This is a genomic window from Bacillus sp. 1NLA3E, assembly GCF_000242895.2.
Lineage (GTDB): Bacteria > Bacillota > Bacilli > Bacillales > Cytobacillaceae > Bacillus_BU.
The window spans coordinates 3,109,855-3,133,718 of sequence record NC_021171.1; the positions used below are offsets into that span (position 1 = coordinate 3,109,855).

Here is a 23,864-nt window from a genome sequence, read left to right on the forward strand (position 1 = left end):
TTGAATTCAATGCCATTATTTAAAAATTTAAAATTTGCAGTGCTTTTTATTGGATAAAATAGGTGGGCCTCTTCATATACTAGGTAAAAATGGATTGGGGTGATAAAGATGGAATTTTCATTAAATAGCCTTGATAGCGCTTTACCTGTTGAGATAACAATCGACGAAGACAATGGGCGGTATATGATAAGAAAAAGTGATACAAGTGGCGAGGTCTTTAATAGTCCGGGTGAATTGATTGAATGGGTTAAGTTAAACTTTCAGGAAGATGAATTTTGTGACAGACGAGAGTTTTATGGGATGATGAAAGTTCTTGAAACATATGATGCCAATTCAGGTTTTATGGACTAACGATTGTCATAGCCCCCTGGTTCAGCTAAAATAAAGGTAAGTCATTAGCCTTTTTGGGGGAATAAAAGTGGTTTTTTCGATTAAAGAGGAAATAGCTAACGCGATTACTCATGGAATAGGTTTTTTGTTAAGTATTCCTGCCCTCATCATTTTGGTCATATTTGCTTCCCAATCCGGTGATCCTTGGCGGATCATCAGTTTTACAGTTTTCGGTATTTCAATGATTCTCCTTTACCTTTCTTCAACCCTGCTCCATAGTATTCAAGTAAAGAAGATTAAAGACTTTTTTGAAATTATGGATCATTCGGCTATTTATGTTTTGATTGCCGGGACCTATACGCCCTTTGTCCTTGTGGCATTACGAGGGGGACTCGGTTGGAGTCTATTTGGAATTGTATGGGGACTAGCAATCGCAGGTGTTGTTTTTAAATTCTTTTTCGTAAAAAAGTTTATTGTTTTATCAACGATCATATATGTAATAATGGGCTGGTTAATCGTCATTGGAATCAAACCGCTCATTTCATTTCTTGGTACTCAAGGTTTTACGATGTTGGTAACTGGCGGGGTTCTTTATACCGTTGGTTCAATCTTTTATGTTCTTCAAAAAAAGCCTTATTTCCATGCGATCTGGCATGTTTTTGTTTTAGCTGCTAGCACCTGTGTATACTTTTGTATTTTATTATATGTTTAACACAAAAAGCCTCCTAATCGGAGGCTTTTGTGTTATGAAGCAATCGTATCTTTCGCTAAATTTGCCAAGATTACTTGTCTTGTTTCTTCAGCTAACTCTTTAATTGATGAATTTGATTGAATATGCGAATGGATCGGTAGATCTATTGTTAATCTAATTGTGGCAGGCCGAACCAATCGACCATTTTTTTCAAAAACATCGGAAGTTCCTTTTATCGTAATGGGAACAATCGGGGCTTTTGAATCAACCGCAAGACGAAATCCTCCCGTTTTAAATGGGCCTAAATCCCCTCCACGACTTCTAGTACCTTCAGGGAACAACACCATTGAATGCCCTTGCTTTAAAAGCTCAGTAGCTTTTCTAATCGTTCGTACCGCTTGTCTAGGATCCTTTCGATCTAAAAAGACACAGTTCATTATCTCCATCCATGTCGATAGAATCGGTACCTTGCTAACTTCAATTTTCGATATAAATCCAAAAGGCTTATTAATATAACCTAACAGAACCGGAATATCAAAATCACCCTCATGGTTGCAAACAAACACAACGGGCCCCTCGGGGATATTTTCCTGTCCTTCAACGATAATAGTTGATCCCGTTATTTTCATAATTACCTTTGCCCAACCATTTGGAACTTCATGAATGATTCTATCCCTCTCAGCTACTGACATTTCCTGATCTAACTTCTTCATTTTTATTAACTTCGGGATACTACAAACTAAAAATCCCACCATATACAATAAAAAAGCTATTAAACGTAACATTTAGGTTGTCTCCTGTTATTTTCTTTGATATATAAAAAATTCATAGTGATAAGGATTTTTCTCGTTTTTTACACCTGGCTCACTAAATAGTAACTTCCATTGCTCCATATCTATGTCTGGGAAAAAGGTATCCCCATCAAATGTTTCATATATTTTTGTGATATATAGGCGATCTGCAAATGGAAATACTTCTTTAAAAATTTCTGCACCGCCAATAATAAATACTTCTTTATCATATTGTTGTGCATAATGAAGTAGTTCTTGTACAGAATGTAGAACAATACAACCTTCAGAAGTATACTCTTGATTCCTAGTTATGATAATATTCTCTCTTCCTGGCAAAGGGCGACCAATTGACACATGGGTTTTTCTCCCCATCGCGATAGGATGACCAGTTGTGGTCTTTTTAAAAAACTTTAAATCCTCTGGTAAATGCCAAGGCAATTGATTATCCTTGCCAATTACACGATTTTCATCCATTGCCCAAATTAAGGAAATCATACACTTACAGCCCCTTTAATGTGGGGATGCGGGTCGTAACCCTCTAATGAAAAATCTTCAAATTGAAAACTAAATATATCTTTAACGGCAGGATTAATCTTAACGGTAGGTAATGGTCGAGGTTCTCTCGACAATTGAAGCTCTACTTGTTGAAGATGATTTAAATAAATATGGGTATCACCAAATGTGTGAATAAATTCTCCAGGCTCTAGGTCACAAACTTGCGCGATCATAAGTGTAAGCAGAGCGTAGGATGCAATATTAAAAGGGACTCCTAAAAACACATCTGCAGAGCGTTGATATAGCTGACAAGATAACTTTCCATCTGCTACGTAAAACTGAAACATACAATGGCACGGCGGCAAAGCCATATTGGGAATCTCCGCTACATTCCACGCATTGACAATTAATCTTCTAGAATCAGGGTTATGTTTTAATTGATTGATTAAATCACTAATCTGATCAACGGTTTTACCATCAGCACCTGTCCATGAGCGCCATTGATGACCGTAAACTGGTCCAAGTTCCCCATTTTCGTCGGCCCATTCATTCCAAATCCGCACACCATGATCTTGCAAATATTTTACATTTGTATCCCCATTTAAAAACCAAAGTAACTCAAAAATGATTGACTTAAGATGAAGCTTTTTTGTTGTTAAGAGCGGAAAACCTTTTTGAAGATCGAATCTCATTTGGTAGCCAAATGTGCTAATCGTACCCGTTCCAGTCCGATCTTCCTTTTTTACTCCATTATTTAATACATCCTTACATAGCTGCAAATACTGTTCCATCTAACACACACCTTTTATGACAATTATCGGTTTAAGTAAATTTACACATATCTATCCTATCTTATTGTACTAGATGAAAAAACTCAATCGTTTTCGGGGATTCCTCTTTAACCTAGTATTTTGATACGAGGTTTCGAATAAAAATTGTGACCTTGCTGAGAAATTAAGGAAGGGGCTCTCAAAAATTGGTCATTTTGAGTACCCCTTCTTTCATTATTATTTCAATTTACCATTCATTGAAATCATATGACTCAACTTAAACATTAATTTTTATGAATATGAACGAACTACTTCAGACAATCCTGCTGCATTGGTTCCTGTACCAACAGCCGCGAATTTCCAATCACTACCATTGCGATAAATTTCTCCAACCACAAGGCTTGTTTTTCCATTATAATCGTCCGTTAGATTATATTTAATCATTTCTTGGTTATTACTTGAATTTACAACACGGATGAAAGCATTTTTAATCATCCCAAAATGTTGCTTTCTTTTTACACTGTCATATATATTTACGACAAATACCAATTTTTGAATTTTAGCAGGAATTCGATTTAGTTCAATGACGATTTGCTCATCGTCACCATCACCTTGGCCTGTTAAATTATCACCGGAATGATGAACGCTACCGTCTCCACTTTTTAAATTACCAAAGTAAATGACATCATTTTTATTTTGAAGTTTATCTTGCTCACCAAGCATAATAACTGATGCATCACAATCAATATTTACACTACTGGATCCACCTCCGAATAAGCCTCCGAATAAACCTCCGCTTCCTTTTGTTTCCACGGGATCCCATCCTAATCCAACTAATATCTTAGAAAGACCAGGATTTCCTTTAGTTAAGTCCACACGTTGTCCTTTTTGTAAACTAATTGCCATGTTCATCCACCTCAGGTTAAGTATTTTTTAAAGCGTCGATTAAACGAAGTTTACTACTGTTTGATTTTCTTAAAATTCTCTTGGAGTTGCATAAGTCGTTTAGTTCCTTCTTCACGGAGTCGCTTGTTTTCTTCTTCAATTGACTTCGTTTCTTGCATGCCTTTGATGATGATATTCCACGACTCTTCGATTGTCTCAATTTTTATACTGGGACTGCCGGCAAGCCGTGCAATATCTACACTTTGTGTCGAAATATTTTGGGCATTGCGGACAAGCATTTCATTTGTTCTTCTATCTAATTCACTCATGGAATCGGCTACAAGCTTCTGGCGTTTAGCAGCTACAGCTTGAATGAGCCCATTTTTGAAAATTGGAATCGTCGTCACAAAAGCTGAATTTATTTTTCCAATCAGCTTAGTATTTCCTCTTTGCAGTAACCGGATTTGTGGTGCGGTTTGCAATGAAACCATTTTTGCCATTTCCAGGTCATATATTCTTTGCTCTAATAACTCAATGGCATTTCTCAGTGTATCAAGCTGCATTGAAGCAATTTGATCACCAGCGGCTGCTTTTGTTTCTAAAGCAGGAAGATCCTGTTTTTTCATTTCCTCTGCTTTCAATTCACCAGCAACAACATACTTCTCAAGTGTTAAATAGTATTGATAATTTTGTTCATACATTTGTTCCAGCATCGTTGTGGAGTTAACCATTTCCGATTGATACTTTGAGATTTGGACATATACTTTATCGATTTCACTACCCATTGTTTGGTATTTTCCAAATAGCTTATCAACGAGTTTTTCGCCTTTTTTAAATAGCTTTCCGAATAGGCCTGGAGAGGTTTTTTCAAAATCCTTTTTATCAAAACGATCCATGATTTTACCCAGTTGGGTAAGCAATTCTCCGGAATCCTCTATTTTTGTGGTGCGCATATTCCCTAAAATTTGATCGGAAAATCTAGAAATTTGGACGGCAGGCTCTTTCCCGAATTCCAAAATTTGGATTTGATCACGAGCATCAATCGATCTAGCTAATTGCTGAACCTCTGGTTCCTGACGTAACTTAAGTTTTATTTCCGGTACGTTGGTTTCGATGAGTTGGTCCACTGGACTTGTTACCGAAACATTTGTGTTCTTATTAAGATCGTAATTCATGAACTAGTCTCCTTTTAGATTTCGTAATATTCCATTAAGAAGATTCTTTGGATTCTTTTTCAAAAATGAAGTCTCTTTAAATTCCTGATCAAACACAACATCCTCTAGCCAATGAGCATCAAACAATCCTTCTGAAATAAAGATTTCAATATCGTTAAGAGCTGAAGGGTTATATAAAATAAGATCAACTCCAAATTGATTTAACAACAAAAGCAATACCGCATCTGGCCGTGTCAATGTTCCATTCAATTGGTTATTGTAGAGAATAAGCTTAGGAACATCTTGGGAATAGTCAAATTTTTGGAGCAGCCTGATGATATTAGTTGGAACCTGCATGGATTGGGTGAACATATAGATTCTCAATTCCTCAATACTTTCATTTCCTATTGGTTTCAAAAATGGCTTAGCACAGATGCTTCGGATCGCATTGGCGATGCCTGTTTGCAATCCAACTGGCAAGCTTTGATATTTCCAATAGTGTCCACCCATAATCTTTTGAGGCTGCAAAAGACCGTCTGACCCAAGTGCATTCCGATAATGATAACGATAGTCATGATTCACATTACTTGTAATCGGAAATTGTCGTATTAATAAACTAAATTCCAACCTTGTTAAGGCTATCAAGCGGTCCCAATACTCTTTCCTATTTTTACTGACTCCTAGGATTTTGGCGAAAACAGCTGGAATTTTTATTTCATGGTTTTTTACATCAAAATTTGGACGAATCATGGCTGGCTCTTTTACCAGCAGAAATAATTCATCATAAGTTGTTTTGAGTGTGACAGACGAGGGAGTGTACTCCCTTAGTTGCCAAGGCTTATATAAATGAGAACCGTCATGATTTAAGATTGATTCAATTTCCTTAGAAGCGCGGTACGCTACAGTTGCCTGCCGTCTCCGCCTTTCAACAGGAAAAGGCTCCGGTTCTTGTTTATCAGGATAATAATGGACAAAAGTAAGTTTTTTTTCCGAATCAATCATCTCAAATGGATCGACTCCATTCGGATGAAACATAATTAAATCATTCCCTATTCGATATAGAAAATAAAGGAAATATTGATGGCTTTTTTTGAAGTTCCCATACCATAAAAATTTAGGCAATTCACTTTCCGGATTTGCCGACTTTAGTAAAGGACCAAGGTGATTAAAAGACCATTTAATGACATCCACTAATATTCGCTGTAATTGTGGATTTTTTAGTCCGTCCTGTTCAACCTTCGAAAATAATTCGAGCATCTCTTTAAATGAACTTCGGATTTTCCTAAATACAGCAGGATTTTGATGCTTTATCAATAACTGTTCACCATCAAGAAAAGCAATAAATCGATTAATAGAAAGATTTTGGTCGCGATGATAATTCAAGACTTTTTGGATTGCTTGAAAGTGCTGATTAGGAATGTTTTTGTTTAAATTCCCATCGCATAACAAGTGAATTTCCGGAGTGCTACTATGTACGTATTCAAATAATTGGTTGTAATATTCATCTTGGTCAAATGGTATTCCTAAAAATCTGGCTACCACCTGTCCAATATGGAGTTCAGGTCCTTCTAACTGAAAGAACTGGCGTCCTGATAAGGTTTCTTGAAGCGTTTTAAACCAATTTTCATAAGATAAAGGTAAGGTATGAATTTCCAATTGACTATATGACGGGTTCATGTAAAATCACTTCCCTTTGTGTGCGAAAAGCGTATAAGTAATGTTGGTTACCTCTCCATCATATCACAGCCAATCATGAAAAATCGCTCTTTTATTACATACGTCTTTAAACAAATATGGTTTCAATTTTCTTACTAGATGTTTCACCATACATATAAAATACGCATATATTTGAGTACAGAGTGTTAAGAAGGTGAAAAAATGAGATTTCTTTATAACAGACCCGACCCACATCAATTATCTGAGGAACTGGCGATGGTACAAGATATCATGTTATCTAGTACATTTGTCTTGCTTGATTTAGTTTTCTTTTCATTTCTATTTACAGTTTTACTTTCACCAGTATTAAAGACCTTAAGTCTTTCTATATTGTTTTTTATCAGTATTTACATTTTTCATGCTGGCTTGTTTTTCTTACTAAAAAGATGGTTTGAGCACCGAAATAGTTAAGATGAAGTGGGGAGGATGTTTCTGACACTTGCAAGGATTTCCTCTCCCGCTTTGACTCCATAACTTTTAGTTATTTGGTATCCGTCATGGATAAGTCCATTTGCCACTATTTCTCCATGCCTAGGAACATAACCAACATCACATAATTTTAAAAAGTCTTCATCCAACCGCGAATCACCCGCTCCAATGATTGTTTTTATCCCTTCCCTTTCCTTTATATATTTGATTGCTTCTCCTTTACATACTGGAGTTGGCACAAAATACAACCTTCTCCCTTGTTGAGAAAATCTCCACCCTATTGCTGTTATTAGTGGATGGATCTTTTCCAAATCGAGGATGTCTTGAGGACGACTTAAAATATAATAAAAGAAAAGATCATCTACAATCCTTTCTTTCCCCTCTAAAACGATATGATGACTTGATAATACATATTTAAGTTCTTGTACCGATGCTACTTCTTTTTTCAGCCTTCTTAAAATGGTTTCTTCCCACTGTTTATCCAACTTTCCTTTGTAAAAAAGGTGAGCACCATTTGCTGTAACTGCATATAAATGCGGGATGTCTCCCAAAAGTGACAAACGGTTAAATTGCTCATTGGATCTGGTTGTGATAGGAACAAACAATGTCCTTGTAGCAATGTCCCACAACAGCTCGCAAGCTTGAAATGTCATAAAGGAAAGCGCTTTATTTCCCTTGATCTCAACCTGTTTTAGATCTGAAATATCACCTGAAAATTCTTGAACAGCTCTCTTGGAATAAATCAAAGTACGGTCCAAATCTGATGCAAACATCATCATTTTTTCTCAGCCACCATTTTTTTAATCAATCCACAACAGCTGTATTTCATTTCTGGATAAAAAATCACTTCCACATTTTTTTCTTTTGCAAGCATAAGGATATGGGCAACATCGGGACTAGTTTTATCCCGAATAAGAATTCTCCATGGTACCCTGCGCAGCAACACTCTTGTCGTTTCTCCGACACCAGGTTTCACTAGATTAATATGGTCGATTTGAAAGCGAGCTTGAATTTCTTTAACATCACTTAATCCTTGGAAATCAGCTACATTATTTTCCTTAAGCTTTATTTTGGCAATCTCACTAGCGTGCTTTGAAACCTCCAAAAAATTCTTAGCCACAAAATGAATAAAAGTATTTGAAACATCTTCATGCATGAATTCTCGATAAAACTTTGCTCCGTGAAAATCATCTGGACCAATCAATGCATCATTTAAAACGGTGCGACTTATTAGCCCACTAACCGTTGAATTTAAACAGGCGTTTGGAATTAAATAATCCTCTCTCGTCCCATATAGGTTGGTGCAATTCCCGGGATCCGCTACAACTGCCAAAGTGTCATCAAGCTTTATATTTGTTCTTTCAAAGAAACGTTGACAGGAAGTTGTTAATTCGATTGATATCGCGCCTTTACCAGTCCACCCATCGACAAACTGAATTTTCATTCCTGGGTGCGTTTGAACAATATGCTGAAGCGCCAAATCATCCACTCCTCGTCCCCTGATAATAGAGATACTATAATGAGGAAGCGAGACTTGATAACGTTGTAATAAATATCGCTTAATCAAAATTCCAATGGGGGTTCCAGCTCGAGCTAACGATACAAGCACGGTTTCCTTACCCTTAATGTGAAAAATTTGCTCAGCTACCACGGCAATATCCAAAGCCAATTTTTGTTGCGATTTTTCAAGTGCTGACCAAAACAAATCCATATAGGACTTAGGAGGCAAAGTTTCAATCGGTAAGGTTTCACTATAATGCTGACCTAATTGGATTTGGTTTTCCCTTTCATTGGTAGGACCTTCTAGCCTAATTCCACTTAAATCCTTTAGTAAAAAAAGGACATCTTCTTCCTGATACGTACCGATTTTATCCGGTTTCTTCATTATCTTTCTCACGACATATCACTCCCCTCTACCACTGAAGAAAATGATCTTGATATCGGTTATTCCCGTTTTTTCTAGCGCTGAAAGTAATGGCTGAAGATTTTCACTTGAAACTTCTCTTTCAAAAAATAAATACAAATCATCATAGGCTTGGGGTGGGATGTTATAGACATAGTTTGTTAATTGTAAATTTTCAGGGTTAGCAAACTCTACCTTCCAATTGACTCCATACTCTGGGTCACTTTCAGCAAAGATTGGACTTCTTGTTGTAGATTGATAGGAAACTCCATTTCCCATTAAGGTAGCCAGTTTCATTGGAAGATACATAAACTCCCCAGTACCTAAGCAAAGAGTTTTTCCCCCTGTTCGCTGTGCTTTTAAAAAACTTGCCAACATTTGTAACCATTCATCAATCTTTTGATTATCTTTAGAATGGAGTCCGAACCTACCTGTTTCATATAAATATGGGTATGGAATGTCTGAAGCAACATCGACAGGTATGGTTGAAAATGGTGACGGGTATTTTTTATAAATTGGAACCACCGTCAGTGTTTGTTTAGTACGGGTTTCAAAATAGGTTGCTTCATTAGTGTTATCTAGCAGTAAGTCCCCCGACACCTTTATCCTTCCTTTTAATAAGCTAACACAATGGATTGTTATCCCAAGCTCTGCTTCAAGAGAGGCAAATGCTTTGCGATGCTCGATTGTTCGCCAATCCAATATTGAAACGACCGTATAGGTTTTGCGGGGAAATTTCAAATGTAAAGAGCGAATGATATTGATTGCCGTTTTCCCTGTCGTTAATTCATCATCTACCAGAATGATCTCTCTATTATTTTGTAATAAAAGGTTATCCACATAGCAGCGATGCGAAGTGGCATGGGAGTGTTCTTCTTCAAAAGAAATCACTGGAGTGAGTGATAACATTTCTTCCCTGGTTGTATGAAAAAAGTCCGCACTTTTGAAGCATTCATAAAAAGAATGCCCAAGACCTGTTGCTGTTTCTGCAAATCCAATGATTATTGGGTTTGTATGCTCAGAAATAAAAGGGCTCCGAAATGATGGTGGAACTTCAGCTGACAAAGCATCTTTCAACATCATATCAAGGCCCAAGTTCTCCCCCTTGACGACTTTGGCGTATCGATCAGCGAGAATCGCACCTACCACTAAACCCTTTACTGGATTAATCGGGATGTGCTTTCCTAGTAATTTGCTAACAAACAGGAAAGACCGTTTTTTATTGATTCGACCTGCCATCAAGAAAAGTTGTGATATTGGCAACTGATAAGGGTTTGATTCGATCTCCACTTCAACCTGTAATCCATTAAATAAATACTTCCTGTTTGAGCAAGTCAAGGTATGTATATTGTTCATGAAGCACCCCGTATATTTGAGATTTCAGTAGAACTTTTTGAGCCCAATAATAATGGGGCTTAACCTCATTCATCTTATTGGCAAACTGACTCTTCATAACGCCAACTGACCCATTTGCCTCTGCAATAATATTTCTAGCATCCGCAAACTCTTCATAGGTAATCACGTTTAACGCTTGTACGGGAATAATATGACTTGGATGAATAATTGTTTTCCCTGTCAATCCATTTGTAATGTCCATAACAATTTCCCTTAAAAACCCATCCATATAATGATCTATAAGTTCGGTCCTGAATTTTAACCCTTCATTCCCAAATTTCTCTCTAAAAGGAGTTTGGCGAAGTTGAGGTTTCAACAGCCTTTCTTTCCCAGAAAAATATTCCCACACTGGTCCAGAAACTACATAAGGATTATCACTTCTTAGAAAGATATTAATGATATCCGTAAGACAATCCCGAATGACAGCAATATCATAGACGGTTGTGTCTGGGTTACGGCGAATTCCATAAAGCCCACAAAAGTCAGTTGCACCAATCCGAACATTTAAGATTTGTTCTTGATACTGTTCGGTCACCTCTTTTATGCTGAGCAATTCAGACAATCTTGTCTCTTTATTCATGACTTGTTTCGTTTCAAGGATTGGCATAGCATACAGAGGGTTAACCTTCGTGCTTATTGATTTTATATCTGCAAGAATAGCCCTTCCCGTCTCAGGAGAAAATTTTGGAATGACAAATCCTGTTAGGAGATTAATGGAACTTTTCAAACGATCCACAAGCCGCATCAATTGATCACGGTCTCTTATTCTAATAAAAATTAACGGAAGCTCCCTTTCATTGATATATTCCGCTTGTACCCCTTTTTGCAAAGCAAACAATTCTTCTACGAGGAGATTTTCTGCTACATGAACCTCTGTATCGCCGATGGAGTCCTCTAAACAAATCACCATGGATGAAAGTCCAATATGTTTTTTTGCGATTATATTTTGTGAGATGTTTGGCATAGTTGCTGGCATATATAAAGTTGCTCCAAGCGCATAGGCTAGCAAACTCCGATCAGAACGCTTATCAAAAGGGATTGGTTTTTGATAAAAAAGTTCATCAAGATCATTTGAATAAAGATAAGAAAATAACTGCATATTGAGCTTCTCTCCTTGTGCATTTGTAAAAAGAAAGGGAGCAGACTCTCGTCAGATCCCTTTTATTCCAATATTAAAAATCAAGGTTACTGTTGATTGCCTTCTTTCTTTTTTTTCAAAAAATGAATCACAAAAGTTGCTCCAAAAGTCAATAACAGAATAATAAAGAAATAAATGTGGTGTAATTCATACCCAAATACACCAGCAAACATTTTAGTTGCAATAATAAGGATGAGAATATAAGCGGTAGTCTCAAGCTCTGGAACAAGATCGATGAGCTTTAAAAATACACCTGCAACCCCCCGCATCATTAAAACCCCAATCATTCCACCGAGGAGAAGCACCCACACAGCTTGGCTTACCCCAAATGCCGCTAATACGCTGTCAACTGAAAATGCAATGTCCATTAATTCAACAGCGGCCACGGTTCCCCAAAAAGTGCCAAACAGGCGCATCATTAAACCATTTTGATTTAAACCTTCTACTTCGTCCTCAACATGCATTCCTTTGTTTTTATCAATAAAATACTTTATTGATAACCACGCTAAGTAACCAGCTCCGAGGATTTTCACCCACCATAGTTTGATTAAAAACACACCAGCTCCGATTGCAATAAACCGAAACGTATATGCCCCAAGTAATCCGTAAAATAACGCCTTTTTACGTTTTTCGACAGGTAGGTGCTTAACCATTACGGCGAGCACCAAAGCGTTATCAGCTGATAAAAGCCCCTCTAAAATGACCAGTGTACCAATTAACCCCCAGCTTACGGGATCAGTTAATACCTTAATCCACATATCGAGTTCAAAAAACTGGGCGTATGTATCCAACATTCCTTGCATCATATCTAATGTTCCTCCTAGTAATCCTAACAGTAGCGTATAGAAAGACTCGGCTAGGCCGAGTCTCGATAAAACGCTAACTTAACTTAATTTATTAACCAACTTGTAAACCAAAATCTGTAGCTAATGCAGCTAAGCCACCTTGATAGCCACTTCCAATTGCGCTAAATTTCCATTCTCCATTATGCCGATACAGTTCCCCAACAACTAACGCTGTTTCAATCGAGAAATCCTCACCAAGATCAAAACGGATTAATTCTTGATTAGAAGCAGGATTGAAGATTCTAACGTATGCATTAGAAACTTGACCGAAGTTTTGATTGCGTGCTTCTGCATCATGGATGGTTATTGTAAAAGTAATCCGATGAATATTGGCTGGAACATTTGTTAAATTGATCTCAACCGCTTCATCATCACCATCTCCGGCTCCTGTGCGGTTATCTCCAGTATGTACAACTGAGCCATTTCCACCTTTTGTATTATTATAAAATACAAAGTCGTTTTCTGATGGAACCTTCCCATTTTCACCTAGTAAAAAAACAGAAGAATCGAGGTCAAAATCTTTTCCTCCATCGTATTTATTGGTATCCCAGCCAAGACCAACTACTACATTTGTTAATCCAGGATTGGTTTTTGTTAAATCCACTTTTTGACCTTTTGAAAGACTGATTGCCATATTATTACCTCCATTTTCTTATCAATATCCTATTTACGCATATTTGCATAAAAAGTTTCAAAAACAAAAAAATATTTATATTCCTGTTATACAGGTTAACTCATCCAATTAGGCGGTGTATTTTTCGCCCAATAAATTTCTCCTAAATCATGATGGGATTGATACTTATCATGATAGGTATGATAGTGAAAATTAAACACAAATCCTTGTTGTGGTGGGTGATCCCGTCTAACATGAAATCGGATTACATCAGTCCCTGTTTTTTGATCTTTAATATGAAAGATTTTCTCTGATTTTCCTTTTCCAGGTTCCTCGGTTATCGCCAAATAGGCTAGGTCTTCTTCAGGATATTGATCTGCTACTAAGCTAATCGCTTTTTCAACCTTTGGTAAGATTGCCCCGCGGAATTCGTCTTCAATTTGCGGTTTTATTTTTTGACCAAATTTTACAAACGATTGCTCCTCCGCTTCCTGCATTAATAATTCTACCCATTTTTGTTTATTTGTCTGCAGATTTTCTTCTCGTTCTACTATTGTTTGCTCAATCGGAATTTCAGCAGTCGTTTCTTTAAAGGTATCTCGTTCTAACGTTTTATCTCCAGCAACCTTATCAAACAAAAGCGTCTGTGGAGGAGTAACGAGTCCAAACGTTAATACCGTAATTAAAACAACTATCGACTTTTTAAGCCATTTTGGCATGAACTAATCACTCCTTTCTTAACGAATAAGGTGAGGAAAAAATACCGCTTTTATCAAAATTATCTAAAGCACGAACGATTTCATCTTCTGGTTGAACAAGGGCAATTCGGACATACCCTTCCCCCCAAGTTCCAAAGGCTATTCCAGGTGTCACAACAACATTTGCCTTCTTAATTAATTGTTTCGTAAAATGAGTCGAGGTAAACCCGTCAGGAATTTTCGCCCAAATAAACATTGAAGCTTGTGGGCGATCAATTTCCCAGCCAAGTTGTTTACACCCATCTACTAACAAATCTCGGCGTTGCTTATAAATCATCCTGTTTTGAGCTAAATATTCTGATTGGTCTGTTAAAGCCCGACAAGCAGCCTCTTGGATAGGTGAAAAAACTCCATAATCAAGATTCGTCTTAAACTGGGATAGCCATTCGATAATTTTCTGATTTCCAACTGCATAGGCAATTCTGCTTCCTGCCATACAAAAGCTTTTCGAGAGGGAATTCATTTCAATCCCTACATCTTTTGCCCCTTCTACCGATAAAAAACTAATCGGTCTTTCCTCAAAATATAGCTCTGAATAGGCAAAATCATGAAGGACTACGATTTGATTTTTTTTGGCAAAAGCTACGACCTGTTGAAAAAACTCTCTGGTGGCCATTGCTGGAACTGGATTACCAGGGAAATTTAATATCATTAATTTTGTTTTGTTTAGTACCTCTTGTGGGATTTTGGCCAAATCAGGTAAAAATTGATTTTCTACCAAAAGTGGCATTGGATAAATATTTGCTCCAGCCATCGTTGCTCCAGTAATATAGGCTGGATACCCAGGGTCAGGTACGAGTATGTAATCACCAGGATTGCATAAAACCATTGGCAAATGAACCAACCCATCTTGCGAACCCATTAGCAGTAATACTTCGTTTTCAGGATTTACATACACCGAGGAATTCCGATTATAATAGATTGCCACCGCTTGGTAGAAATCCTTTGTTCCTGTTAATGTATATCCGAAAGCATCATCATTTTTAACTGAATCTAGTAGTTTCTGTCTAACAAAGGAAGGTGGCTGCATATCTGGACTCCCAATGCTTAAATCAATGACATGATTACCCTCAGAAAGCTGTGATTTTTTTAACTGAGTTAGCTCAGCAAAAATACTTTGCTGAAAAGCATTCATCCGTTCTGCGGCAATGATGTTCATTTCCAATCCTCCAAAATAGGTTAAACCTTGTATTATTACGGTATATTATACTCCTTTTAACATACAATGAAAAAGATTTCCTTTAAACCTATGGGCTTATTTTCCGAAAAGTTTGACCAAAAGGAAAACAAACTAGAACTCTTTCACTTCGACCTTTTTCCCTATGATGCCCAAAATTCAAGAGTCTCGGGAAAATTGGGATTTAAAAACCGTACTTAATTATAGGCCCTATTAAACTAAAATGTTGATTTCCGCTCCAGGCGCTTCGCTTTCCGCGGGGCGGGCGGTGAGCCTCCTCAGCGCTAAAGCGCCTGCGGGGTCTCACCTGTCCCGCTGCTCCCGCAGGAGTCTCGCGCCTTCCGCTCCAATCAACATTGTGCAAAAAATCAACATTGAGCCTTAACACAGCCTAATTATAAAAAATCAGTTACCATTAATGAATTCGCTTGATTTTTCCCTCATGATAAAATTCTTCCATAGCCCGTCAAGAACCATTTATATCGCCAAATGGTTGATGAATTTATTTTTTGATTAGGTCCCCGCCAATACTAAATTTATGTTTATTATCAATTTTTCCTAAGTAACCATTTATTTGAATACTAGGATTATCTATTCGCAACAAAGATTTATCTCCCATACCTTCAAAAGGCATTAATACATTTAATATAATCTTTTCTCGTGGTTGAATATCTAATTTATTTCCCTTAGCTTCAACTTTATATTCGTTACCTTTGAAAGCATCTGTATTTATTTTTATTGGATAATAAACAAATACATTATTTTGTTTAATAACAAAATCACTGTCATTAATCAATTTTATAGAATATGAATTAACTCCTTCCAAAGTTTGTTTTTTTATTAATTCGAACTTAATTTTCTGTACATCATTTGTGGAGATTTCTTCTTTATTTTCATTATCACATCCTACCAATAATGCCAAGGCTAATAAAAATATAGATATATATTTAATTTTCAAACTCAATCATCTCCCCATTTGTCTCTTGTTTTATTTTAGCATTTAAGTACAACTTTGGATAAAATTGGTTTTTATTATTTTTTGGTATAACCTGAATCGTTGCCATAATGACAGTATAATTCTTCTTGGACCACGCCCGATTAGAAGTTACATTACCTACTAAGAAAAAGTCACAATAATGGTTAGCTGGGAAAGTTTATATTTAGATATCATATTGTCTTTTAAATTCGAAAATCTCATCAACAGCTTGGTGATATCCACCCGATTTTTGAAAGGATTCTCTTATATTTGCAACAGCTTTATGGAAAGATGGGTGGTTCATTACATGATTTGCGGCTTCTTGTAGTTGATTTATAGTCAAGCTTTGCATTTGTAATTTAATACCGGCTCCAATATCGGCAACTTGCCTGGCAATGATCGGCTGATCCGCACTTTGCGGGATTACAATGAGCGGAACCCCGTAATAAAGACCCTCATGGGTACTGTTCATTCCACCATGTGTAATAAATAATTTACTGAATTTCAGGACCTCAGTTTGAGGAACATAATTTTTTACAATGAAGTTTGTAGGGATCTCCCCTAAATCAGATATTTGTGCTTTTTCCCCAATCGACATGACAACGGTATGATCAGTGTTCCCAAATGCCTTAAAGCAAAGCTTATAAAACTCTATTGCTTGGTTAAAGACCGTACCCAGTGAAATGTAAATTGGGCTTTTTCCCTTGATTGCAGCAAGATCGAAGTTTTCTCGCGTTGATCGTGAAGAGATGGATGGACCTACAAATTTATATGTTTGGTCGAATTCATCTCCAAAAGGTTGAAACTCCCTAGTTGTATAAACAATTGTAAGTGGCGCCGGATTACAAAAAACTTCATAAGGAGATTGAATCTCGACATCATATTTTTCCGCACACCTTATTGTCAGTCTTTGAAACTCGTCGTAAATAGGTTTTACTTTTTCTTCTGGAATTTTTTTAGATAGCTGTTCCAACGTTTTTTCGAATGATTCCCTTGTCTCTACAAAGGAAGTACAAGAATTGATTGCAGGAAGCTTAAGGATTTGAGCAAGCAAACGTCCACAACCAAACATGGAATCGTGGATGATGTAATCAAAAAGTTCTCCTTCAATCTGTTCAAGCACACTAGGAATGACAATATCTGCCGTAAGTAAAAGACCGTTAATTCTTTCAAATAAATAATTTCTTCCACCAGAGATAAAGGCCTTTATGAATTTTTTACCGTCCAATGTGCGTACAGTAGCTCCCGTCTTCTCAATTCGCTCTCGAAAAGCTTCTATCGTAAAGTACACTACCTCTTCGCCGCGCGAAATAAGCTCTTGTACAACTCCAATAGTTGGATTGATATGTCCTTCTGATCCGGCATTAAGGAATAAAACACGTGCCATTTTCACTACTCCTTAGCTAAAGTTTTTTAGTTTGTGTATAAGGAAGGGTTCACTGTCCCATGCCATCGCTCAACTTAAATAATTAAATTTATCATATTACAATATTTGAAAATCTTATACTTTTAATCACCCTTCTAATCTAGATTTCGGTGTTACATATTTATCACCCCCCTTCTAGTCTATGGGCGAACGAAGGATATGTGGAAAATCTGTTAGCCCTCTCAAGTGAAAAGGCCTTAAAGGGTGCCTTACTGCTTTTCCAGCAAGGCACCCGATCACGGTATAAGAAAATTATCATAAAAGGATAGACAGAAGAACTTTCATGTTAAACATTTTTTTATTTTTAACATCGAATTTCCATTTATCATAAATTCATATGGAACATTAACCTCTTCAACTAAACACCCCTTATCAATTAAGTAACAAATCACCCTATCTAAATGCTTAAATCTTTTTCCTTCCAAATCTACTAAAGCAATATGTTGAATTTACAACTTTAAGGAAATACCAATATTAAAAGCCCAACTTCTCAAGTTTAAGCTGAGAAATTGGGCTTTTTTCGTTGCTCCATAAACGCGCCCTATAATGGAATAATCCCTGAACTTCTAACAGCAAGTTTAGTTAAAGTATTTTTAATCTCATTGTTATCCTTAAAACAATGCCTTTTTATAAGGGGTACAAACAACATTACTTCTTCTAATATTTATTTACCTCTTTTACAATAGTTCGTTCCACTAATAATTGATAAAAATAAATAACGATTGCTGTTACAACTGATAATATGTAAAAATGTTTAGGTCGCATTTTCTTGAATTCGAATACTCCTACTTTAGTGAAAAATTTTACGATAGGGAATGAAAGAAGATAATCGAGTACAATATTTAATGTTAAGTACTTTATAAAGCTACCGTATGTCAATTTAAATACCCAAATAGTTGTTATAAAAAATAAGCCTAAAAGGTAAGAGAAATCTAAACGATAATCTGGAAATAATCCATTTTTCACTTTCCACCACTTACGTCTATCAGCTATTTCGCTTAAAAAACTAAAGATATAACCAATAAAAGTTGCGACTGGAAGAAAGCGAACAAAAGAATTTTTCCCTAGCAATGGAGTAGTTAACCAGGGAATAACTAATATACTAAATGATAAAGCCTTTCTTTTATCAATCATAATAGCCTCCACAAGATGTAATTTATCATTTATTATTCCCTTTTGTTTGGAAGTTTCATTCCATTAAATAGCCCTTAACAAGAAAGAGCACAATTCTTGCTGCAGAATTGCGCCCGTTTTTTTAATAAGAGATTCTCATTCTACGCCTTGTTTGCCAAAACCGTCACCAAATTTTATAGAGTGTAATTGTCCATTAGATGCCCAATTTTCTCGTTCATATTCATCAAATATTACAGTTACCCATTCCTCTTTAACATTTAACATTCTTACAGCTTCTTTAGTAACTGCTTTAACAAATTGTTGTTTTTGCTCACTAGTTCTTCCTTTTGCCAACTTTACGTTAATAATAGGCATTACGCATCCCCCTTATAAGTTTATTGTCTTATTAATTCTTTGAAGTCTTGGGAATCCCTTTATTTCACATTTTTTCGTTCAAATAAACTGCCCTGATGCTACAATAAAAAAGCGATCACCATATTTAGCAATCGCCCCCCGTTACTTGAATAAGATTTATTAACTTTCATAACAACTAACCTGTATAGGGATTCCTATTTTACCAAACAACAGTAATGATTCTGGTTCAAATACAAAATTGCATTGTGCCTCATAAAATACTCCAATTACTAAATCAATATTTTCTGCTCCATAAATACGAAAAACATCTATATGTTTGTATAAAGCCTCAGCTACCCAAAGAAGTCCAAAATCTTCCTTATCTCTAATATCATTTGGGGGACATAGTTCTCCATTACCAAAATCAGATGGCTTTCCTTTGTTTTTTCCTTTATGCAATATATCCCCAACTTCTATTTTATTTTCTAATGTAAACCCAGTTAGTTGTTCAACCTTCTTGGGAGAAAATTTCTCACCATAAAAATGACATCGAATATCCATTTCCATTATCATCATCAATCCCACATTTCATTTATCCTATTACAACTAACTTCATCAACAGGAACTATAAATCCTTCTTCAACTGACCCGTTACAATAGATTCAATCAAAAGGAGCGTTAATCCATCTTGGATTAACGCCCCTTTTAGTGAAATTTTTACTGATTATATAAAGTCAGTTTTAAGTCTTTTATTTGTTTTATAAGAGTTTTATATTCAGGTGAATTTTGTTCCTGTTCCTCTAATTTATCAAACGCTACCATTAAAGCTTTTTTAGTATCAATTTCTTTTTTTGATTGATTGATCGATATTACCTCTATACATTATAAGATTCTTTTTTAAATTTATCCTTGCTTCGCTAAGAGAGTAATCTCCATTTGGACCGTTCCAAACCGCATACGGATCATCTTGTCCATCATCCTCCCAATTACAAAGTATATATATATCATATTATCCCCCATTACGAACAAATGACCTTTTGGAACTACGTCACTACCCACTGGTGTTTCTCGTAACGTAGATGAATTAGTAAGTGGCCCATCTTTTACTTCTTGTTTACTTTTTTCTAAATACAGTTCACCATAAAGTTTTCCATTTAAATACAATTTATCATCTTTGTACTCAATTCGGTCTCCAGGTAATCCATTTACCCGTTTTATATAATCCTCATCATCTGATGCGTGAAATACTACAATATCAAATCTTTTCGGTTCTCCAATTTTCGTTACAATCATACGGTCTTGGTCCTGTAGAATGCGCCCTATAATGGAATAAATAAAAATATGATTTCAATCATAAAATCAATTATTTCTTCTTTCACTAAAACCACCGTTACTTTAAGTGCAATTCTTCACAATCGGTCTCTTTAATTGAATCAAAAAGAGACGATGCCTTGTTTTAAAGCATCGCACTTGTTAGTTAAAATACGATGATTGTGTATAATATTGCTTATTTCTGACCAACTAATATAGATTTCTTCAAATCATATTCTTATTAATAGCAAGTAAACGATTGAATTTGTCGTAAGCTAATACCGAAATAAACCCATCTAAATCCAGTCCAACGATACCCTGAGACAGAGTTTCGACCAACAAATGTTGGATAAAACCAAAATTGTTGAAAACCTCTCAGCCATACATACGTGTATCTGAATAAACATCTTGCAATTCCGCCTGGGTCAACTGCAAATGCTTCTACTTGCGGTTGTGGAACAAATGAAGGCGGTGGTGCAGTTGGTGGACCTGCCTCTGGACCTTGACCAGGTGGTGCAAATGGAGGCGGTCCAGCCGCTGGTCCTTGGCCAGGTGGTGGAAATGAAGGTGGACCAAACGCTGGGCCTTGGCCAGGTGGTGGAAGTGAAGGTGGGCCACCAAATTGTCTTACATCATGGGCTGCATAGTTATAAATCTCATCTTGAAATGGATTCGAATATAAATAAGCTTCTTGATTACTTGGATTGCTAAAATACGGAGGAATAGGATACATAAAATACACTCCTTTACTTTTTAACCTCACATCATCATATTCTTTAGTCATTAACCTATCAGCTTGTTCACTAACAAATGTGCATTTACCTATAAAAAAGTTATTTCTTAAGTGCTTCCCCTTGTTGACCTTATAAAATTGTTAGCTCTTTCATAGTTTTTAACAACAGTTCACATTTTTTCACTTAGCATTACTTTACAGAATATTTCCTTAACCTTTATAGGCACCCACACATTCCTTTAGGTATTAACCTACATATTGTACATAGAAGTCACCTACTGCTTTGGAGGGGTTCATTTGTATAGGCAATTTCAAGAACATACGTATGATAACTATATTTATTCTAGGAACATCTCGTTACTTGACATGAAGCAAGGTGATGTTACTGGTGACGGTATAATAGATTACGTCTATTTATATGGAAATAAACGCGATGAAACCGAAATCTTCGCAGATCATATTACTCTTGTCATTCAAAATGGCCGATCAAACCAGGTTTCAACAATTAAACATCCAAATAATGCTGGATACAATGCTAAGCTCTTCCTTGGGGATTTTTCTAAAGATTACATATTGGATATTTTGATAAGTATTGAATCGGGTGGAAGCGGGGGTTACGGTATTTTCTATATTTACTCCTTCAGAAATAATATTCCACGACTATTGTTTGATTTTGAAAAATATAATAATAGCTATACTTTCAAAGTCAATTATGAAGATTTTTATAAAGTAAGTGTAGGAAGTCCACCACTAGACCTGCTTTTCACCCTCGATATTAGCTACAAAGGCTATGAATATCTATCACAGCTTTACGATGAAAATGGAAAATTAATACAACCAATTCAAGGCGAGGTTCTTTCTGCTGGTGCTTTATATCCAATTGTTACGAATCAAAAAAGCATGAATTATGATTTACTTGTTTTTCAACGAATTATTGGTATTTCTAATTCGGATACATTAGGGCATGTCGAAAACCTTTTAACATGGAATGGCACTCAATTTATATCCACAAGATTGGCCACAGCGATACTTGGAACAAAGTACATTAGCCTGGACTAATGTCGAAATAAAAAGCTCGCTTTATAGTTTAATATACTATCTGTTTAAAGCAATGGAGGTATTGTATGACAAATTTTTATTCTTTTCACGGGACTGTCAATATGATTAGTGATTTTTTTACTGGTCAAAATGGTAAAAGAGAAGGCTGTTATAAATTCATTACTGTAGAAAACGGATTGGGAGCCATAGTAAATTTCGTTGTTTCACCCACCACTTACTTTGTAGACCATGTAATGGTGACAGTAGGAGATCGCGTGACTGGATATTATGACGGGGATGCACCTGCCCTTCTTATTTACCCTCCTCAATATCAAGCACTTGTTATGGTGAAAGAAAGCCCAAATCAGAATGTAAAAGTAGATTATTTTAATAGTCAGTTGGTGAGTAGTGATGGAAGATTACAATTAAATATATCTCCATTTACTCAATTATTATTAACAAATGGGCAATCATTTTCCAGAAACCCAGCGAACCGAGATCTAATTGTTATCTATGGACCTGCTACAAAAAGTATCCCCGCCCAAACCACACCCTATAGAATAATCGTTTTGTGTTAGGGGTTATTATAGAGAATTCTTGTTTGAAATAATAATTGGTATACAAAAACACAAAAAACTCGTCCATTTTTTGGCGAGTTTTTTAATTATATTTTGTTCTTAGACCAGAAACTCCTTCTTGAGCTTAAAGAACCTGTAAACTGTACCATTACTTTAAGTACAAACCTTCACAATCTTTTCTAAACTCTACCATACATATCCAATTTTCTTTAAAGTGTTATTCAATTAAATGGCCCTTAACTTAAAGAAAGAGCACAATTCTTGCTGCAGAATTGCACCAGTCAGCTTAATTAGAAGTCTTTTATTTAGGCTCTGTTTAAGAGTATTGTTGATGTTAGGCATATTTTATGGGTACCTTAATAAGGTTCCATGCTTCGCTTTTCAATAAAACAATTAAACCAGCTTGAGCATAAAGGTAATAATTTCCTATATACTCTAACTTTCCATTCTCTTATTTTGTACAGACAGGATGAACCAAACAGCTCCCCTGCAAAAAAAAGCCATAGCATAAATGATTGAAAAAAAATAAATATATTTCCAATTGTTCAATTCAAACATTTTTAGTGCAGTTAATATAGGGAAGAAAGCAAATGAAATAATACCTGCTAATATAGCGTTCCAAATAGCAAAACTTTTCCAAGTAGAAGAATATTGATATACAAGCATGTAGTATAGAGGGATTATTGTGAAATCAAAGAAAAACAGACTGGGTACAATAGGAAATACCCTTGTTAAGTATGTCCATCGCCCAAACTGTGTACCGAATAAGTCAACAACAGTTATCGAAACAGTTAATAGGGAGCCAAATAAAAGTATCTGTGTAAAACGCCGTTTATCAAGTAATTTAAAACAAATAAAATATGACAGTAGTATAAAACCTACTGTTCCAAACCATTTTGGAGAAAAAAGGTCACTCGTTTTCCAATCCTCTAATACGAGTTTATGTAATAAAGCCTTAGCTTGATTAATTTTTTCTTGTTTATCCATACATACCCCCATAATAATAATAATAATAATTCACTTACTATTATGGGCAATTTATAAATATTAAATTCCTTATGGTAAAACTTATTGAAATCCATCCATCAACTTACCATATTTTATTTCTTATTTTTCCGCACTTTTTCTAGTACGGTTAGACCAAACATTTGAATTGGTTTTAGATAAAAACCAAACTGTTACAGTAGCATGTAGCAGATAACGCAATGCCGTCAGCCTTTTGGTTGGCGGTTTTAGAGATTAACA

At 35.9% G+C, this 23,864-nt stretch carries 26 protein-coding genes and 1 pseudogene; 5 read left to right on the plus strand and 22 right to left on the minus strand.

The window, feature by feature from the left end; all coding sequences use genetic code 11:
* The first annotated feature begins 108 nt into the window (after positions 1-108).
* Both B1NLA3E_RS14810 and trhA read left to right on the plus strand, forming a co-directional pair.
* On the plus strand, positions 109-351 hold the full coding sequence (locus B1NLA3E_RS14810; RefSeq protein WP_015594641.1) for a hypothetical protein: 243 nt from the start codon (positions 109-111) through the stop codon (positions 349-351).
* Positions 352-418: 67 nt separating this feature from the next.
* Positions 419-1,042: a PAQR family membrane homeostasis protein TrhA gene (gene trhA / locus B1NLA3E_RS14815; RefSeq protein ID WP_015594642.1), complete on the plus strand. Its 624-nt coding sequence runs from the start codon at positions 419-421 to the stop codon at positions 1,040-1,042.
* A 32-nt stretch (positions 1,043-1,074) separates the two neighbouring features.
* Here trhA and B1NLA3E_RS14820 read toward each other — a convergent pair whose 3' ends face one another.
* The 6 genes from B1NLA3E_RS14820 to B1NLA3E_RS14845 all read right to left on the minus strand — a co-directional run bounded on the left by B1NLA3E_RS14820 (position 1,075) and on the right by B1NLA3E_RS14845 (position 6,793).
* Positions 1,075-1,806, minus strand: a complete 732-nt coding sequence (locus tag B1NLA3E_RS14820; RefSeq protein ID WP_015594643.1) for a lysophospholipid acyltransferase family protein — start codon at positions 1,804-1,806, stop codon at positions 1,075-1,077.
* Positions 1,807-1,821: 15 nt separating this feature from the next.
* Positions 1,822-2,307 carry a dihydrofolate reductase gene (locus B1NLA3E_RS14825; protein ID WP_015594644.1) on the minus strand — a complete coding sequence of 162 codons (486 nt, stop codon included), beginning with the start codon at positions 2,305-2,307 and terminating at the stop codon, positions 1,822-1,824.
* Positions 2,304-3,098 carry a thymidylate synthase gene (locus tag B1NLA3E_RS14830; RefSeq protein ID WP_015594645.1) on the minus strand — a complete coding sequence of 265 codons (795 nt, stop codon included), beginning with the start codon at positions 3,096-3,098 and terminating at the stop codon, positions 2,304-2,306. The genes B1NLA3E_RS14825 and B1NLA3E_RS14830 overlap by 4 nt, the downstream gene beginning before the upstream one ends.
* A gap of 270 nt (positions 3,099-3,368) precedes the next feature.
* On the minus strand, positions 3,369-3,983 hold the full coding sequence (locus B1NLA3E_RS14835; RefSeq protein WP_015594646.1) for a TerD family protein: 615 nt from the start codon (positions 3,981-3,983) through the stop codon (positions 3,369-3,371).
* 53 nt (positions 3,984-4,036) lie between these two features.
* Positions 4,037-5,137: a toxic anion resistance protein gene (locus B1NLA3E_RS14840; protein ID WP_015594647.1), complete on the minus strand. Its 1,101-nt coding sequence runs from the start codon at positions 5,135-5,137 to the stop codon at positions 4,037-4,039.
* A gap of 3 nt (positions 5,138-5,140) precedes the next feature.
* Entirely contained in the window at positions 5,141-6,793 is a 1,653-nt protein-coding gene (locus tag B1NLA3E_RS14845) for a YceG family protein (protein WP_015594648.1), read from the minus strand.
* A gap of 201 nt (positions 6,794-6,994) precedes the next feature.
* Here B1NLA3E_RS14845 and B1NLA3E_RS14850 point away from each other — a divergent pair, with 201 nt between their 5' ends.
* Positions 6,995-7,243 (plus strand): hypothetical protein, encoded by a 249-nt coding sequence (locus tag B1NLA3E_RS14850; RefSeq protein ID WP_041580578.1) that lies wholly within the window; start codon positions 6,995-6,997, stop codon positions 7,241-7,243.
* On the opposite strand, the gene B1NLA3E_RS14855 is transcribed toward B1NLA3E_RS14850, so the two are convergent.
* The 15 genes and pseudogenes from B1NLA3E_RS14855 to B1NLA3E_RS14925 all read right to left on the minus strand — a co-directional run bounded on the left by B1NLA3E_RS14855 (position 7,240) and on the right by B1NLA3E_RS14925 (position 21,003).
* Positions 7,240-8,040 (minus strand): hypothetical protein, encoded by an 801-nt coding sequence (locus B1NLA3E_RS14855; protein ID WP_015594649.1) that lies wholly within the window; start codon positions 8,038-8,040, stop codon positions 7,240-7,242. The genes B1NLA3E_RS14850 and B1NLA3E_RS14855 overlap by 4 nt on opposite strands.
* Entirely contained in the window at positions 8,037-9,158 is a 1,122-nt protein-coding gene (locus B1NLA3E_RS14860; RefSeq protein WP_015594650.1) for a cysteine protease StiP family protein, read from the minus strand. Before B1NLA3E_RS14860 ends, B1NLA3E_RS14855 begins: the two co-directional genes overlap by 4 nt.
* A gap of 6 nt (positions 9,159-9,164) precedes the next feature.
* On the minus strand, positions 9,165-10,520 hold the full coding sequence (locus B1NLA3E_RS14865; RefSeq protein WP_041580579.1) for a phosphoribosyltransferase family protein: 1,356 nt from the start codon (positions 10,518-10,520) through the stop codon (positions 9,165-9,167).
* Positions 10,471-11,658 carry an HpcH/HpaI aldolase/citrate lyase family protein gene (locus B1NLA3E_RS14870; RefSeq protein ID WP_015594652.1) on the minus strand — a complete coding sequence of 396 codons (1,188 nt, stop codon included), beginning with the start codon at positions 11,656-11,658 and terminating at the stop codon, positions 10,471-10,473. The genes B1NLA3E_RS14865 and B1NLA3E_RS14870 overlap by 50 nt, the downstream gene beginning before the upstream one ends.
* A gap of 86 nt (positions 11,659-11,744) precedes the next feature.
* Complete coding sequence (locus B1NLA3E_RS14875) at positions 11,745-12,503, minus strand: TerC family protein (protein WP_015594653.1); 759 nt, start codon at positions 12,501-12,503, stop codon at positions 11,745-11,747.
* A 91-nt stretch (positions 12,504-12,594) separates the two neighbouring features.
* The gene (locus tag B1NLA3E_RS14880) at positions 12,595-13,176 is read right to left on the minus strand and encodes a TerD family protein (RefSeq protein ID WP_015594654.1); all 582 of its coding nucleotides are present in this window, start codon (positions 13,174-13,176) and stop codon (positions 12,595-12,597) included.
* A gap of 95 nt (positions 13,177-13,271) precedes the next feature.
* Positions 13,272-13,874: a YpjP family protein gene (locus tag B1NLA3E_RS14885; protein WP_015594655.1), complete on the minus strand. Its 603-nt coding sequence runs from the start codon at positions 13,872-13,874 to the stop codon at positions 13,272-13,274.
* Between the two features lie 7 nt (positions 13,875-13,881).
* Positions 13,882-15,072 carry an LL-diaminopimelate aminotransferase gene (locus B1NLA3E_RS14890; RefSeq protein ID WP_015594656.1) on the minus strand — a complete coding sequence of 397 codons (1,191 nt, stop codon included), beginning with the start codon at positions 15,070-15,072 and terminating at the stop codon, positions 13,882-13,884.
* A gap of 520 nt (positions 15,073-15,592) precedes the next feature.
* Entirely contained in the window at positions 15,593-16,048 is a 456-nt protein-coding gene (locus B1NLA3E_RS23335; RefSeq protein WP_015594657.1) for a hypothetical protein, read from the minus strand.
* Between the two features lie 202 nt (positions 16,049-16,250).
* Positions 16,251-17,453 carry a macrolide family glycosyltransferase gene (locus B1NLA3E_RS14900; protein WP_015594658.1) on the minus strand — a complete coding sequence of 401 codons (1,203 nt, stop codon included), beginning with the start codon at positions 17,451-17,453 and terminating at the stop codon, positions 16,251-16,253.
* 696 nt (positions 17,454-18,149) lie between these two features.
* Entirely contained in the window at positions 18,150-18,626 is a 477-nt protein-coding gene (locus tag B1NLA3E_RS14905) for a hypothetical protein (RefSeq protein ID WP_015594659.1), read from the minus strand.
* Between the two features lie 135 nt (positions 18,627-18,761).
* A complete protein-coding gene (locus tag B1NLA3E_RS14910; RefSeq protein WP_015594660.1) occupies positions 18,762-18,980 on the minus strand; it encodes a tautomerase family protein in 219 nt (72 codons plus the stop codon).
* A 159-nt stretch (positions 18,981-19,139) separates the two neighbouring features.
* Complete coding sequence (locus B1NLA3E_RS14915) at positions 19,140-19,526, minus strand: hypothetical protein (RefSeq protein WP_144061490.1); 387 nt, start codon at positions 19,524-19,526, stop codon at positions 19,140-19,142.
* 432 nt (positions 19,527-19,958) lie between these two features.
* Positions 19,959-20,270, minus strand: a pseudogene (gene lepB, locus B1NLA3E_RS14920) (signal peptidase I); the annotation flags it as partial.
* Positions 20,271-20,511: 241 nt separating this feature from the next.
* On the minus strand, positions 20,512-21,003 hold the full coding sequence (locus B1NLA3E_RS14925) for a hypothetical protein (protein ID WP_041580581.1): 492 nt from the start codon (positions 21,001-21,003) through the stop codon (positions 20,512-20,514).
* Between the two features lie 297 nt (positions 21,004-21,300).
* Here B1NLA3E_RS14925 and B1NLA3E_RS14930 point away from each other — a divergent pair, with 297 nt between their 5' ends.
* Both B1NLA3E_RS14930 and B1NLA3E_RS14935 read left to right on the plus strand, forming a co-directional pair.
* Complete coding sequence (locus B1NLA3E_RS14930; protein WP_015594664.1) at positions 21,301-22,062, plus strand: hypothetical protein; 762 nt, start codon at positions 21,301-21,303, stop codon at positions 22,060-22,062.
* A 65-nt stretch (positions 22,063-22,127) separates the two neighbouring features.
* Entirely contained in the window at positions 22,128-22,619 is a 492-nt protein-coding gene (locus B1NLA3E_RS14935) for a hypothetical protein (protein ID WP_015594665.1), read from the plus strand.
* A gap of 435 nt (positions 22,620-23,054) precedes the next feature.
* Here B1NLA3E_RS14935 and B1NLA3E_RS14940 read toward each other — a convergent pair whose 3' ends face one another.
* On the minus strand, positions 23,055-23,606 hold the full coding sequence (locus B1NLA3E_RS14940) for a CBO0543 family protein (protein WP_015594666.1): 552 nt from the start codon (positions 23,604-23,606) through the stop codon (positions 23,055-23,057).
* Between the last annotated feature and the right edge of the window lie 258 nt (positions 23,607-23,864).